Origin of the sequence: Algoriphagus aestuariicola (assembly GCF_017254835.1) — a bacterium.
Classification (GTDB): domain Bacteria; phylum Bacteroidota; class Bacteroidia; order Cytophagales; family Cyclobacteriaceae; genus Algoriphagus; species Algoriphagus aestuariicola.
In genome coordinates, this window is record NZ_JAFKCW010000003.1 from 403,756 (window position 1) to 418,391 (window position 14,636).

12 protein-coding genes are annotated in these 14,636 nt (G+C 49.5%); 7 read left to right on the forward strand and 5 right to left on the reverse strand.

Annotated features, from left to right (window positions below; all coding sequences use genetic code 11):
• Positions 1–32 precede the first annotated feature (32 nt).
• The 4 genes from lolA1 to J0A67_RS14420 form a co-directional block, all read right to left on the reverse strand.
• A complete protein-coding gene (gene lolA1, locus J0A67_RS14405) occupies positions 33–686 on the reverse strand; it encodes an outer membrane lipoprotein periplasmic chaperone LolA1 (RefSeq protein ID WP_206570063.1) in 654 nt (217 codons plus the stop codon).
• Between the two features lie 32 nt (positions 687–718).
• Complete coding sequence (locus J0A67_RS14410; RefSeq protein WP_206570064.1) at positions 719–3,244, reverse strand: FtsK/SpoIIIE family DNA translocase; 2,526 nt, start codon at positions 3,242–3,244, stop codon at positions 719–721.
• Positions 3,245–3,297: 53 nt separating this feature from the next.
• Positions 3,298–4,338 (reverse strand): quinone-dependent dihydroorotate dehydrogenase, encoded by a 1,041-nt coding sequence (locus J0A67_RS14415; protein ID WP_206570065.1) that lies wholly within the window; start codon positions 4,336–4,338, stop codon positions 3,298–3,300.
• A gap of 76 nt (positions 4,339–4,414) precedes the next feature.
• Positions 4,415–5,191 (reverse strand): type III pantothenate kinase, encoded by a 777-nt coding sequence (locus tag J0A67_RS14420; protein WP_206570066.1) that lies wholly within the window; start codon positions 5,189–5,191, stop codon positions 4,415–4,417.
• 70 nt (positions 5,192–5,261) lie between these two features.
• Here J0A67_RS14420 and J0A67_RS14425 point away from each other — a divergent pair, with 70 nt between their 5' ends.
• The 6 genes from J0A67_RS14425 (at position 5,262) to J0A67_RS14450 (ending at position 11,092) form a co-directional block, all read left to right on the forward strand.
• Positions 5,262–5,741, forward strand: coding sequence for a GNAT family N-acetyltransferase (locus J0A67_RS14425; RefSeq protein ID WP_206570067.1), 480 nt, complete (start codon positions 5,262–5,264; stop codon positions 5,739–5,741).
• A 64-nt stretch (positions 5,742–5,805) separates the two neighbouring features.
• Positions 5,806–6,540, forward strand: coding sequence for an RluA family pseudouridine synthase (locus tag J0A67_RS14430; protein WP_206570068.1), 735 nt, complete (start codon positions 5,806–5,808; stop codon positions 6,538–6,540).
• 84 nt (positions 6,541–6,624) lie between these two features.
• Positions 6,625–7,122, forward strand: coding sequence for a SixA phosphatase family protein (locus J0A67_RS14435; RefSeq protein WP_206570069.1), 498 nt, complete (start codon positions 6,625–6,627; stop codon positions 7,120–7,122).
• 59 nt (positions 7,123–7,181) lie between these two features.
• A complete protein-coding gene (locus J0A67_RS14440) occupies positions 7,182–8,750 on the forward strand; it encodes a glycerol-3-phosphate dehydrogenase/oxidase (protein WP_206570434.1) in 1,569 nt (522 codons plus the stop codon).
• 49 nt (positions 8,751–8,799) lie between these two features.
• Positions 8,800–10,299: a glycerol kinase GlpK gene (gene glpK, locus J0A67_RS14445; RefSeq protein WP_206570070.1), complete on the forward strand. Its 1,500-nt coding sequence runs from the start codon at positions 8,800–8,802 to the stop codon at positions 10,297–10,299.
• 58 nt (positions 10,300–10,357) lie between these two features.
• A complete protein-coding gene (locus J0A67_RS14450) occupies positions 10,358–11,092 on the forward strand; it encodes an MIP/aquaporin family protein (RefSeq protein WP_206570071.1) in 735 nt (244 codons plus the stop codon).
• Positions 11,093–11,190: 98 nt separating this feature from the next.
• Here J0A67_RS14450 and J0A67_RS14455 read toward each other — a convergent pair whose 3' ends face one another.
• Positions 11,191–12,177 (reverse strand): D-alanine--D-alanine ligase, encoded by a 987-nt coding sequence (locus J0A67_RS14455; protein WP_206570072.1) that lies wholly within the window; start codon positions 12,175–12,177, stop codon positions 11,191–11,193.
• Between the two features lie 158 nt (positions 12,178–12,335).
• On the opposite strand from J0A67_RS14455, the gene J0A67_RS14460 reads away from it, so the two are divergent.
• The gene (locus J0A67_RS14460) at positions 12,336–14,522 is read left to right on the forward strand and encodes a S9 family peptidase (protein ID WP_206570073.1); all 2,187 of its coding nucleotides are present in this window, start codon (positions 12,336–12,338) and stop codon (positions 14,520–14,522) included.
• The last annotated feature ends 114 nt before the right edge of the window (positions 14,523–14,636 follow it).

The window sequence follows — 14,636 nt, forward strand, 5'->3', positions numbered from 1 at the left end:
CGAACCTGGCGTAATGACGCTACCTTAACAGCCTATCTCAAGTCAATCACCTCTATACCTGGGTACTTTTTTGGATCAAAGACAAAGTAATCGGCGGGCAAACTCGGTGCGGCTTTCAGGTTTTTGAAGGAGTAGGCAAACATCCCCCCCTGTCCATCAAACATCTCCCAGCCTAGCAGATCTTTGGTTGACTTGTCCACCATCAGCTTCACTTGTTTAAATGGCGCGTTGGATTTGAGAGCTGTCAGCTCGACGACATGCACGGATTTTCCCTGATAGGTTTTGTCAGCCAAAAGCTTATAGTTAAATCCCGACTGATACATCTTATACACGTTAGACGGGGTCAATTCTCCTTCCATCTGCGAGGCGTCGTTGATCGTGACTTCCTTGTAAGTCGAAGTTTGGATAAAAGTCCACACGGTTTTGCTGTCGTTGTAGATCTCTTGATCAGGAAGCTTGAGCCGGTATTTGTCGCCATTCACAGCAATCTCTCCCGACTGTCGATCTCCCGTGCCACCTGCATCTTGGTACGTGTAGTCAAAACCTGCGGTGAAGCCTTTCATGCTTTGGAACTTTTCGCTCATACCATCGAGCACGGCCTTGGCCTTTGGATCCTTCTGGGCAAAGGCCTCAAAAGCGGAGAAAGACATAAAAAAAAGAATGATAAGGAGGTAAAGAGACTTCATGAATTTGGAGTGATGAAACTGCGAGACAGCTTCTACAAGCCATTCAATAACCGTTCCAAACTAACCTCATCCTGAATCAGTACTTCACGGGCTTTGGAGCCTTCAAATGCCCCCACAACGCCTGCCGCCTCCAGCTGGTCTACAATGCGGCCAGCTCTGTTGTAGCCTAGCTTTAGCTTTCTTTGGATCAAAGAGGTGCTGCCCTGCTGATGAAGTACGATGAGCCGTGCAGCTTCGTCAAAAAGCGGATCCCGGTCGGCAAGGTCAACGCTAGCGAGCGAGCCGTCTCCATCTTCCCCGACAAATTCCGGCAAAAGGTAAGCGTCCGAGTAGCCTTTTTGCTCTCCAATCCAGTCGCATATGGCATCTACTTCAGGCGTATCCAGGAAAGCACACTGGATTCGAGTCATCTCAGATCCTACGGAAAGCAGCATATCACCCATGCCGATCAGCTGATCTGCACCACCTGCGTCGAGGATGGTTCGGGAGTCAATCTTTGAGGTCACGCGAAAAGAAAGCCTTGCGGGGAAATTGGCCTTGATGATACCCGTGATCACGTTGACAGATGGCCGCTGCGTCGCGACTACCAAGTGGATGCCAATAGCCCGGGCTAGCTGGGCAAGGCGAGCAATGGGAGCCTCGATTTCCTTGCCGGCTGTCATCATGAGATCCGCCAGCTCATCGATAACGAGGACTATGTAAGGCATGAAGTAGTGTCCCTTTTCCGGATTGAGCTTTCGGGCGATAAATTTCGCGTTGTACTCCTTCAGGTTTCTACAGCCGGCATCCTTGAGGAGGTTGTATCGGTTATCCATTTCGATACAGAGGGAATTAAGCGTATAGATGACTTTTTTGGTGTCGGTAATGATGGCTTCCTCCGAACCTGGCAGCTTGGCCAAGAAGTGTCGTTCAATCTTGTTGAACAGCGTCAGTTCAACTTTCTTTGGATCGACCAATACGAATTTGAGCTGTGAGGGGTGCTTCTTGTAGATCAGGGAAGCAAGTATCATGTTCAGTCCCACGGACTTACCCTGCCCGGTAGCACCTGCCATCAGAAGGTGCGGCATTTTTGCAAGATCCCCGACAAAGACCTCATTGGAGATGGTTTTTCCGAGGGCCACGGGTAGATCCTTGTCCGACTTCATAAACTTCTCAGTCCCCAAAACCGCTCTGGCAGGAACCAGTTCTCGGTTCTTGTTGGGCACTTCGATACCAATCGTCCCTTTGCCAGGAATGGGCGCAATGATACGGATTCCCAAAGCCGCCAAGCTGAGTGCAATGTCATCTTCGAGATTTTTGATCTTGGAGATCTTTACTCCCGGATCCGGCACGATCTCATAAAGGGTCACAGTCGGTCCGATAGTTGCCTGTATTCCCTGTATTCCTATCTGGAAATTCTTGAGTGTGGTGACGATCTTCTCTTTGTTTTCCTGAAGCTCCTGCATGGTCACGGTCACCTTCTTGATGTCGTACTCATTTAGCAAGTCGAGCGTAGGATATTTGTATCTCGGAAGATCGAGCGTAGGATCATAGGGGTCGAGGTTCTCCACTTCCGCGGCAGTCTTTTCCTCTTCTGAAGCTTTCTTGATCGAGAAACTGCCCGCTTTTACTGGACCGCTTTTTTCTGCCCCTTCCTCCAAAAGATTCACTTGGGGTACGTCAAAAATGTCCTCCTCATCTTCCGGCAGCTGCTCCTCCAGACCAGGAACATCGAAGGGAATCTCAGTCTGCGGCAGCGGAGAAGCGGCGGGCGCCGTGTTTTTCACTTCCCAACTGCTTCCGTCATCTTCTATTTCATCCAGGGAATCCGAGAAATCCTGGCCTGATTCCTCTGAATCCAAAAATGGGTTTGGCTTGTTGCTTCTTCGTGCAAACTCCGAAGCGAGGCCGCCATCTTCTGCCGAGTGCGACTTTGGAGAAAACCAATTCAACTGCTCCAAGCCAAAGAAAAGCACTACAAATATCAAGAATGCCCCTACGATCAGGATGAAAGTCCCCATGCCCAGAAAATCACTGGAAAGCTTCGCCAGCTCGTATCCAAATCCCCCCGAAAGAAAACTCCAATAAGAATAGCCCTCCACCAGGATCACGATGTATCCCATCAGCAGCCCGAGCCAAGCAGCAAAAAAGAGCGCAAAAACCGAATAGCGGGTCAGCGAAAGCAAGGAAAATTTGAAAGTCCACCTGAATCCCAGCAAAAACAAAAATGGTGGAAGGAGAAATGCAGCAATTCCAAACCAGCGGTAAATCAGCCAGTGCGAAGCTTGCGCACCGAGGTAGCCTACCCAATTTCGTGATTCCCGGGCAGAGTCACGGATCGCCTGATCCGGATTGTTCATCACAAGACTTTGGTCCGCGGGACCATTGATCAGATAGCTGACAAAGGCAATAAAAAGGAAGATCGAAGCGGAAATAAGGATAATCCCCAGCGTCAGCGTCAGCTGCTTAAATTGAAACTTTGGCAGCGAAATACCCGACCCACTCGGTTTTTGAGTGGTCTTTTTGGTATTTTCTGACTTCTTTCGAAAGGTATTTTTGCCGGGAGATTCTGATGCCATCTAAGCTTGAAAGTACAATTTTAATTTTAGCCAAAAGGCTAGTGAAAGACAACTTACCGGGAAAAATACTCCAGCAGTCCTTTCTTGATTTTCTTGATCAGTCCTGGTCCCTCATAAATCATGCCCGAGTACACCTGGACCAAGCTAGCGCCCGCCTCCAGCTTTTCTATTGCATCCTCTGCCGAAAAAATCCCTCCGACGCCAACGATCGGAAACTCTCCATTGGACTTCTGATGCAGGTAGCGGATGACATCGGTGCTTCTTTTCGCCAACACTTTACCACTTACCCCACCCGCACCAATTGCCTCGACCTGCTCTTTCGACGTGGTCAAAACCGAACGGTCTATAGTCGTGTTGGTCGCAATTACCCCAGCGATGCCCGTCTCCCGAACGATCTCCACAATATCATCCAGCTGCCCGTTCGTCAGATCTGGTGCTATTTTCAGCAGAATGGGCTTAGGATTGGACTTTTGGTCATTGGCGGATTTAACCGCGCTCAGCAATTGCTTCAAAGGTTCCTTTTCCTGTAGATCGCGTAGATTCGGCGTATTTGGGGAACTGACATTGACTACAAAGTAGTCGACGTAAGAATGCAAGGCCTCAAGGCAGAAAAGGTAATCGTCCACCGCATGCTCATTGGGTGTGACCTTGTTTTTGCCGATGTTTCCGCCTACTATGACATCGGACTTTCGTTTTTTCAAACGCTCCACGGCCTTGAGCACCCCACCGTTGTTGAAACCCATCCGATTGATCAGGGCATGGTCCTGCGGTAGCCGAAACAGGCGCGGAAGCGGGTTCCCCTCTTGCGGCTTCGGGGTCAATGTCCCTATCTCAATAAAGCCAAAGCCCAGCATCGCCAATTCGTCAATCAACTTGGCATCTTTGTCTAAGCCAGCGGCCAGGCCGACGGGGTTCTTGAATTTCAAGCCAAAAACCTCCCGCTCCAATTTTGGATCATTCAGCTCAAAAGTCGCTTTGACAATCGAATCGACGATCGGCAGATTGAAAGTCAGGTTGATCAGGTTAAAGGTAGTGTGATGGGCCTTTTCCGGATTTCTGAGAAAAAGAAGCGGCTTGATGAGCGATTTATACACGGCGGTTTGGTGGGATTTTGGTTGCCAAAGTTAGGAATTGCTCGGAGAAAAACGGGAGGAAAAACCCCGGTTTTGCCTATCCGGCAGAGTTGGCTTCCGTGATCAGCCTCAGCCCTTCCAAGGTAAGGTTAGGGTCGATCTCATCGAAGACTTTCTCCAAAGTCGTGAGTATGGCGGCCAAACCTCCGGTTGCGACGACTTTGAATTTCAGATTTGCCTCCGTTTCCATCATCTCGATCATCCCCTTGACCAGACCTGTGTAGCCGTACAAAACTCCCGCTTGGATCGCATGGATGGTGTTTTGTCCCAAAGCCGAAACGGGAAATTTTAGCTCGACTTCCGGAAGTTTGGAAGTATTTGCCACAAGTGCCTTGATGGCAGTTCTTAAGCCAGGGACGATGTTTACCCCAAGGATTTTGCCTCCCGCATCCACAGCCGTAAAGGTCAGGGCTGTCCCAAAATCCACCACAATCACCGGACTGGTGAACTTTGAAAATGCGGCCATGACGTTGCACATCAAGTCAGAGCCAATCTCATTTGGGCGAAGGGACTTCACTGGAAGTTGGGAATAGCTCTTCGCAGTGATCAAGTAGGCCGAGAGCCCAAAATAGCTTTTGCAAAACTGCTCGATGATGGCGTTGATCTCCGGAACCACCGAACTGAAGCCAATTTGGGAGATGTCGGAAGCTTGGATTCCATGCTCCAGAAAATAAAGCGGAACCTTCTTGCCGAGCTGGGAAATCAACCTAGGCGCGTGCGTCTCCAGTCGGAACTGATTAGTCCATTTTCCGGCTTTTTGATCATACAGCGCAAATACAACGTTCGAGTTGCCGGCGTCAATGGCTAAAAACATTCTTTCTCAGGTTTTGACTAATTTAGGCCTTCACAAAAGTAAATACCAAATCTAGACTCCCATTCTGAATATGTATTCTCTCCGCGAAGGCAAGATTGAAGACCTGCCCCGAGTACTCGAACTGATCAAAGAACTCGCCCTATATGAAAAAGCTCCCGAGCAGGTGACCAACACTTTGGAAATGATGAAGGCCGACGGATTTGGGACAAATCCGGTTTATGGACTTTTTGTCTGCGAGAAGCACAACTCAGCCGAAATCATCGGAATCGCCATCTACTACTACCGCTATAGCACTTGGAAGGGCAAGCGCCTGTACCTCGAAGATATAGTAGTCACGGAGTCAGAGCGGGGAAATGGCGCCGGAAAACTACTTTTTGACCGGGTGATGGCTAAGTCACTCGAGGCAGGCTGCACAGGGATGATGTGGCAGGTGCTAGATTGGAATGAACCCGCGATCAATTTCTACAAAAAATACGGCGCCGCGCTTGAAGCAGGCTGGCTCAATGCCCATTTGCAGGATTATGAGATTAAAAAATTGCTGGGTGCCTAAAGTCCGGTGACCGATGCTTTCGACATCAGGCATCCGACATAATCCCCTACCTTTGTGATTCATTATGAGAAAGAAGCCATTTACCGTTGTCTATGAAGACAACCACCTCCTGATCGTCAACAAGGCGGCAGGGATATTGGTCCAAGGGGATAAGACCGGAGACAAAACCCTGACCGACTATTGCAAGGAATATATCGCCGAGAAGTACAACAAGCCCGGAGATGTCTTCCTCCATCCCGTCCATCGCTTGGACCGTCCTGTGAGTGGGCTGGTGGCTTTTGCACGCACTTCAAAAGGTCTGGAGCGCATGATGGAGCTTTTTCGCAAGCGGGATATCCACAAGGTCTATTGGGCGATTGTCAAAAGAAAGCCGAGAGAAGAGCAAGGCAAACTCACACACTATTTGACGAAAGACGAAGCTAGAAACGTAGTCACAGCACACGAGCGTGAAGTACCCGGATCACAAAAGGCAGAGCTGAATTACAAAACACTCGGCTACATGAACGACCACTGGCTGCTGGAAGTCCGTCCGATCTCTGGCCGTCCCCACCAGATCCGTGTCCAGCTCGCTTCCATGGGCTGTCCGATTCGCGGGGATGTGAAGTATGGCTTTGCTAAGCCTAACCCTGACGCCAGCATCAACCTGCATGCCTTCCACTTGATCTTTGTCCATCCGGTAAGAAAGGAAAAGCTCTACATGCGCGCAGCCCTGCCCGAGACGGAGTTTTGGGAGCAGTTTCTGGAGTTTGAGGAAGTCAAAGCCAAAGACCAACATTTGGACAACACATTTTCTGGGTAAAGTCTTTATTTCGGGAATAGAGCCTTACCCCCGACATCCAAACATCGAATCCCAGCTCATTTTGCAATGTCACCTTACCAAGCCTTGAAAAATTTCCTTATCCTTCTCTTCTTGGTCCTCGCTCTTGCTGGCTGCACTTCCCAAAACCAGCCCAAGACCATCTACATAGTCCGGCATGCGGAGAAACAACTCGAAGGGAGTGATCCGGAGCTGTTGTATGTGGGCGGAGTGAGGGCGACAAAGCTTGCCCAAATTCTTGAGGACAAAGAAATCCAGCACGTCTTCTCCACGGACTACAAGCGTACACGCCTCACCGTGGAGCCAACTGCCCGCGCCTCCGGAGTCTCGATCCAATCCTACGATCCAGGCAACCACGATCAACTGGTGGAGAATCTCAGAAGCCTGGAAGGCAATGCACTCGTAGTAGGCCACAGCAATACCGTCAGCCAGTTGGCCAACTATTTCGTAGGGGAAGGAGAGAAGTTTCCGGACCTGACAGATCTGGAATATGAATACATCTATATCGTCACACTAGAGCCCAACTCCTCCTCGGTAGTCCGAAAAGTTTACAAGGATTTTTAGACCGATCATTCCAATGATGATCCAATTCCTCTATCTTGAAAGGACTTTTAGACGGAAAAATGGATCGAAACGAAAACCTGGAGCAACTCAAAAACTCCGAAAAAATCTGGGACATAGCCGTGATTGGCGGAGGTTCTTCAGGATTGGGAGTTGCCCTCGACGCGGTTTCAAGAGGACTTTCAGTTGCACTTTTCGAAAAAGCGGATTTTGCCAAAGGCACCTCCAGCAGGAGTACCAAATTGCTCCACGGCGGAGTGCGCTACCTAGCCCAGGGAGATGTCATTCTGGTACTTGAGGCGCTTCGTGAGCGGGGAAGATTGCTAAAAAACGCACCTCATCTTACCAGAAACCAAGCCTTTATCATCCCGGTGTACACGCTTTGGGATCGGGTGCAGTTCAGCGCGGGGCTGAAGATGTACGACTACATGGCCGCAAACTTGAGCCTTGGACCCTCGCGATACATTTCCAAGGAAGAGACCATCCAAAGAATGCCCGGGATACAGGCCAAAGGACTGTTTGGCGGAATAGTCTATCACGACGGGCAATTTGACGACGCGAGGTTAGCACTATCTATCGCCCAGACCGCTGACCATGCCGGCGCCTGCATCCTGAACTACACCAAGGTAACAGCACTCAAGAAGTCCGAAGCGGGAAAAATCTCGGGACTTGAGGTCGAGGATCTTTTGTCCAAAAAACGCTACGGCATCCAAGCCCGCATGGTGGTCAACGCCACCGGGGTGTTTGCCGACAAAATTCTCCAAATGGACAATCCCGATGCCCCAAAAACCATCCAGCCCAGTCAGGGTATCCACTTGGTTTTGGATCGGGACTTTTTGGGGGGGGATGATGCACTCATGATTCCAAAGACTCGCGATGGACGTGTGCTTTTCGCAGTTCCTTGGCATGGAAAACTCGTAGTGGGAACTACAGATACCCTTCGGGAAAAGGCGAAGTTGGAGCCGGAAGCCTTGCAGAAAGAAATCGACTTTGTGCTGGAAACAGCCTCAGGGTACCTCAAGCGAAAGCCAACTCGCTCAGACGTGAAAGCGGTATTCGCCGGGCTGAGGCCACTGGCGCGGCCAAAAGAAGGCAGTACGAAAACCAAAGAAATCTCCCGTTCCCACAAGGTCATCGTTTCAGAGAGTGGCCTAGTGTCACTCACAGGAGGCAAATGGACCACATTTCGCAAGATGGGAGAAGATACCTTGGAGTATTTTCCCCAAGTCACTGGCATAAAAATGGCCCGCTCCACCTCCAAGGATATCTTGCTACATGGATTTACCAAAGCTATACCCGACGGACACTGGGGCACCTATGGTTCGGATGCTGCTTTGATCAAAGATTTGGCAAAAAAGGACCCTGCGCTTGCCGAAAAGATACACCCCGCATTTCCAAACATCATGGCGGAGGTGGTATGGGCAGTCCGCAATGAGATGGCCGTCAAAGTGGAAGATATACTTTCCCGAAGAATCCGAATGCTCATCCTAGATGCACAAGCGGCCTTGGATTCTGCCAAAAAAGTGGCAAGCCTAATGGCTTCTGAACTGGAAAAGGACTCGGTATGGATAGAAAAAGAACTGGCTGACTTTCAGCTCACCGGTAAAAAGTACCTGATCAGACCTGGATAAAATGAGGGCGAGCACAAGTCCGTTTTTGTTTACAATCAAACCCAGAAAAATGACCCAAAACAAACCTTACCTCATGGCCTTGGACCAAGGAACAACAAGCTCCAGAGCCATAATTTTTGACAAAAAAGGCCAGATTGTTTCCGTTGCCCAAAAAGAGTTCAAGCAATTTTTCCCGAAGCAGGGCTGGGTAGAGCATGACGCCAATGAGATCTGGACGAGCCAGTCCTCCGTGATGATCGAAGCGCTGGTCAACCAAGACATCCGGGCAGACCAGATCGCCGCCATCGGCATCACCAATCAACGCGAGACCACCATCGTTTGGAACAGGAAGACCGGAAAGCCGATCCACAAGGCAATTGTATGGCAGGATAGACGCACGGCCGCATTTTGCAATGAATTGAAAGAGAAAGGACTTGCGGAAAAAATAGCCTCAAAGACAGGCCTGGTCATCGACGCGTACTTTTCCGCCACCAAAGTGCGATGGATCTTGGAAAACGTAAAAGGTGCCAAAGCGCAGGCGGAGGCGGGTGAACTCGCCTTTGGAACCGTGGATTCCTGGCTGATCTGGAAACTCAGCACCGGACGAGCCCACCTGACCGACATCACCAACGCCAGCCGAACCATGCTCTTCAACATCCATACCCAGAAATGGGACGAGGAGCTTTTGGAACTTTTCGAAATACCTATGTCCATGCTTCCCGAAGTAAGGTCTTGCAGCGAGATCTTCTGTGAAACCACTGGAGATGTATTGAGTGTAAAAATCCCCATTTCGGGCGTGGCGGGGGATCAACAAGCAGCCCTTTTTGGCCAGCTCTGTACCGAGCCGGGTATGGCCAAAACGACCTACGGCACTGGTTGTTTCTTGGTGATGAACACGGGAAAAGAGGCCGTGCGCTCCCTAAACCAACTATTGACTACCGTAGCTTGGAAGGTCGGGGACGAAATCAACTATGCGCTCGAAGGCTCGGTTTTCATCGGTGGAGCCGCCGTACAGTGGCTTCGCGACGGACTGGAGCTTTTCGAAAAAGCCTCTGACACTGAGAGTCTGGCGACTAGCCTGGATGACAACGATAAGGTATATTTTGTGCCTGCGTTGTCTGGTTTGGGAGCGCCACATTGGGATCAGAACGCAAGGGGGGCGTTTTTCGGGATCACACGAGGAACGACTATCGCCCATATGACCCGGGCAGCACTGGAGGCGATCGCTTATCAAGTTTACGATGTGCTTAAAGCCATGGAAAAAGATTGCGGACAACCGACCCAAGAGCTCCGGGTGGATGGCGGTGCCACAGCAAACAACTTCCTGATGCAATTTCAGGCGGATCTGCTTGGCTGTGAAATCAAACGCCCAAAAATCATTGAAACCACCGCAATTGGAGCAGCTTTTTTTGCAGGCTTGGCAGTCGGGTTTTGGGAAAGCAGAGAAGAACTTCAGGCACTTTGGACTGCGGACCGAAGCTTTGATCCAAACATGAAAGCCGAAAAGCGGGAAGAACTGATCCACTTTTGGCACAAAGCAGTCGAACGCTCCAAACATTGGGTAGATTGAAATACTAACCCATCAAAAACATTCAAAACAGGAAAACCAAAGACACAGAAATAGCAGTATGAATCCCTATATAGCAGAATTTATAGGCACGGGAGTCCTCCTTTTGCTGGGCTCGGGCGTGGTCGCCAACGTCATTTTGCCACAGACCAAAGGAAACGGAGGTGGATTGATCGCCATTACCACCGCTTGGGCTTTGGCAGTATTTTGCGGCGTCGTTGTCGCGGGACCATACAGCGGCGCGCACCTCAATCCTGCCGTGACGGTTGGGCTTGGGATTGCAGGCAAATTCGACTGGGCCTTGGCTCCAGGCTACATTCTTGCGCAGATTGGGGGTGCCATGCTTGGTTCATTTTTGGCCTGGCTGATGTACCGAGAGCATTTTGACCTCGCTACGGAGCCAGGCCTAAAACGAGCACCATTCTGCACCGACCCGGCGATCAGGAATTTTAACACCAGCGTGATATCCGAAGTGCTCGGAACCTTTGTGTTGATCTTTGTGATCTTGTACATCGCTCCTGCCAAGATGGAAGACGCTTCCGGAACTCCAATCGGCTTGGGCTCTGTCGGCGCGCTGCCAGTGGCATTTTTGGTTTGGGTGATAGGCTTGGCACTTGGAGGCACTACGGGCTATGCGATCAATCCAGCCCGGGACCTTGGTCCGAGAATTATGCATCAGATTTTACCGATCAAAGGAAAGGGAACTTCTGACTGGGGATATGCTTGGGTACCGATCGTAGGCCCGATCATCGGATGCGCGCTGGCAGCCGGATTGTTTTTGGCGGTGGGGAGCTGAAAGATCAAACTTCCAAGAGCCGTTTTACAGGCACCGAATTAAAAAGCCCCGAATTGAATCCGGGGCTTTCTTGTTTCATTTCACGTTAACCTTCGTACTTAAGAGAACATCTCCTCGATCAGATCTGAATAAAATTCCTTCACCTCCATCCCAGCCGCCCTTACCTGCTGGGAGATTAGACTGGTCTCGGTTTGCCCTGGTACGGTGTTGATCTCAATGAAATAGAAGTTTCCTGTTTGTTGTTGAAGAAAATAATCGACACGCACCGCTCCTTTGCAGTTTAGCTTTTCATAAACTTGGGTCACAATCCTGCCGACGCGCTCGACCTCTTCGGGACTCATCCGTCCGGGAGTGATCTCTTCAGTCACTCCGGGAACATACTTCGCTTCGTAGTCAAAAAATTCTTTGCTGCTTACGATTTCCGTAGCCGGAAGGACGGTGATTTTTCCTTTCCCTTTGAAGACTCCGATCGAAAACTCCCTTCCGGAGACAAACTCTTCCACCAACACCTGACTGTCTTCAGCAAAGGCTTTCGCCAAAGCCTCCGGTAGTTCTTCCCAAGTTTTCACCTTACTCATGCCTATCGAGCTGCCGCCGTTGTTGGGTTTGATAAAAAGGGGCAGCGTCAGTTCTGCGTGAATTCTCTGGGCATTTTCTCCGATGTCTTCAAAGAGCTGGATAGACTTGGCAACATTCAGCTCGGGAATGTCCTGCACGATGGCCTTGGTATAGCCCTTGTTCATAGTGATCGCCGATGTCAACTGATCACAGGTGGTATACGGAATCCCGAGCATATCGAAGTAACCAGCAAGCTTTCCATCTTCTCCGGGAGAGCCATGGAGAATATTAAACACTCCGTCAAAAGTGATCTTTTCATCTCCAAGACTGATACTGAAGTCGTTCAGATTGACCGGGATCTTTTCCCCGCCGGAGTTCAAATAATGCCAATCCCCAGGATAGACGAAGATTTTGTAAACTTCATACTTCTCGCGATCGATGGTCTTTTCGACCACCGCGGCGCTTTTCAGCGAGATCACGGACTCACCGGTAAAACCCCCAGTCACCAGGGCAATTGTTTTCTTCATGGCAGGAAAAATTTCTACTGCGAAATAGGCTATTTTCTCCTAAGCCTCCAAGTGTCGGCCAAAAACCCTCCATGGCTTTCAAAACATTGGAGGGTTCAAGTTGGGCTGCCTATATTCGCCGATTGAAATTGATATGTCATACCCAAATAAGTGATCGAATGATTAAAAGTTGGAAAGTACTGTGCCTTGCGTTGGTTTTTGCCCTAGGCCTGTCCTCCATTTCTCAGGGCCAAGCCCTGAAAAAAGTGACGATGGAGGATGTTTTCAAAAATGGAAGTTTTACCCAAAAGACCGTGTCCGGAATCAACTGGATGAAAGATGGCCAATTTTATAGCTCCTTGGTCGAAAAGAACGGGGCTCCGGCAGTGGTCAAAATCAACTTGGCAACTGGCGAGGAAGCAGGAATATTACTAGACGGCTCCGCTCTGGGAGTTGACTTTTCTTCCTATTCTTTCAATACCGACGAGTCAAAAGCCCTCATCGCCGCTGAGGTCGAATCTATCTACAGACGATCGTCCAAGGGCATTTTCTACGTGGTCGACATGGCCACGGGCCAAAAACAACAACTGATGAACGGAGAAAAAATCTCCTATGCCACCCTTTCTCCAGACAATGACAAGGTGGCCTTCGTCAAAGACAACAACATTTTCCTAGTGGATCTCTCCACCAATAAGTTGACCCAAGTCACCGCCGAGGGAGAATGGAACAAAATCATCAATGGTGCAGCAGACTGGGTTTATGAAGAGGAGTTTTCCATGGCTCAGGCTTTCAAATGGTCTCCTGACGGAAAAAAAATCGCCTTTATCCGCTTCGACGAAAGCCAAGTCCCCGAGTTCAACATGCAGATTTGGGGCACACTTTATCCCAAAGACTACAAGTTTAAATACCCAAAAGCCGGTGAGAAAAACTCCGTTGTCAGTATTCATGTCTACGACTTGGCCTCTGGCAAAACCCAGAAAGTGGATGCAGGAACAGAAACAGATATCTACCTCCCAAGAATCTATTGGACCAAGGATGCCAATACTTTGGCTTTCATCCGTCTGAATCGTCTACAAAACCAACTCGACCTTTTCCATGCCGATGCTAGCACCGGAGCCAGCAAATTGATCATCTCTGAGACTTCCAAAACCTACGTGGATATGGAATACAATGATGATTTGCAGTACCTGAGCGATGGCAAAACGTTCATCCGCACGTCGGAGCAAGATGGCTTCAAGCACATCTACCACTACAACTTGGATGGCAGCTTAATCCGCCAAATCACAACCGGCAACTGGGAAGTAACCGCTATGGTCGGACTGGATGAAAAAGCGAAAAAAATCTATTACATCTCCACCGAAGCCTCACCTTTGGAGCGCAATTTCTATGTGATCAACCTGGATGGAAAAGGCAAAAAAACCTTGGCTCCTGCCAAAGGAACCCACGCGATCAACATGAGTTCCGACAGCAAATTCTACATCGATTATTATTCCACTGCCGACACTCCAGTCAAAGTTACCTTGCATGAAGCCTCTGGCAAGGAAATCAAAGTACTCGAAGACAATCAGGCTTTGAAGGACAAACTTGCTGACTATGCTCTGGCAAAGAAAGAATTCTTCACTTTTCCGACTGTAGATGGCACTGCGCTGAACGGCTATATCATCAAACCGGCCGACTTTGATCTAAACAAGAAATATCCGGTCCTGATGTATGTCTATGGTGGCCCGGGCTCACAGAACGTCCTCAACTCTTGGGGTGGCATGCGAGATTTTTGGCATCAGCAACTTGCCTCTGAGGGATTCATTGTAGCCTGCGTGGACAATCGAGGAACCGGCGCAAGAGGTCGTGATTTCAAACATGCGACCTATGCCAACCTTGGCAAATTGGAAGTGATCGACCAAATCGAAGGAGCGAAGTTCTTTGCCAAAATGCCTTTCGTGGATCCGGCTAGAATCGGCATCTGGGGCTGGTCCTACGGTGGATATATGTCATCCCTTTCGCTGATGATCGGCAATGATATTTTCAAAACCGCCATCGCCGTAGCTCCCGTAACCACTTGGAGATATTATGACACGGTTTACACCGAACGCTACCTGCAGACTCCCCAACTCAATGCAGCAGGTTATGACGACAACAGCCCGATCACTCATGTGAACAAGCTGAAAGGAAATTTCCTGCTGATCCATGGCACAGGTGATGACAATGTCCATTTCCAAAACTCGGTGGATCTGGTCAATGCGCTGATCACGGCCGACAAACAGTTTGACTCCTTCTACTATCCCAACAAAGCCCACAGCATCTCCGGCGGAAACGCGACTTGGCATATCTACACGCAGATGACCAATTACTTGAAGGAAAAACTGTAAATTATCTCCCACTCCAAATAAAAAACCGCAGAATTTTGATCCTGCGGTTTTTTTGTTGTAGCACAAACTATATTTCATACGTCTGGGTATCAAATACTTTTGTCAACCCAAATC

Excerpts from the sequence above, each read along its gene's own strand:
- J0A67_RS14430 (WP_206570068.1), top strand. The coding sequence starts at position 5,806 with ATGAGAAAGAAGCCATTTACCGTTGTCTATGAAGACAACCACCTCCTG.
- glpK (WP_206570070.1), top strand. The coding sequence starts at position 8,800 with ATGACCCAAAACAAACCTTACCTCATGGCCTTGGACCAAGGAACAACA.
- J0A67_RS14460 (WP_206570073.1), top strand. The coding sequence starts at position 12,336 with ATGATTAAAAGTTGGAAAGTACTGTGCCTTGCGTTGGTTTTTGCCCTA.
- J0A67_RS14420 (WP_206570066.1), bottom strand. The coding sequence starts at position 5,191 with ATGTTTTTAGCCATTGACGCCGGCAACTCGAACGTTGTATTTGCGCTG.
- J0A67_RS14410 (WP_206570064.1), bottom strand. The coding sequence starts at position 3,244 with ATGGCATCAGAATCTCCCGGCAAAAATACCTTTCGAAAGAAGTCAGAA.
- J0A67_RS14455 (WP_206570072.1), bottom strand. The coding sequence starts at position 12,177 with ATGAAGAAAACAATTGCCCTGGTGACTGGGGGTTTTACCGGTGAGTCC.
- J0A67_RS14425 (WP_206570067.1), top strand. The coding sequence starts at position 5,262 with ATGTATTCTCTCCGCGAAGGCAAGATTGAAGACCTGCCCCGAGTACTC.
- J0A67_RS14440 (WP_206570434.1), top strand. The coding sequence starts at position 7,182 with ATGGATCGAAACGAAAACCTGGAGCAACTCAAAAACTCCGAAAAAATC.
- lolA1 (WP_206570063.1), bottom strand. The coding sequence starts at position 686 with ATGAAGTCTCTTTACCTCCTTATCATTCTTTTTTTTATGTCTTTCTCC.
- J0A67_RS14450 (WP_206570071.1), top strand. The coding sequence starts at position 10,358 with ATGAATCCCTATATAGCAGAATTTATAGGCACGGGAGTCCTCCTTTTG.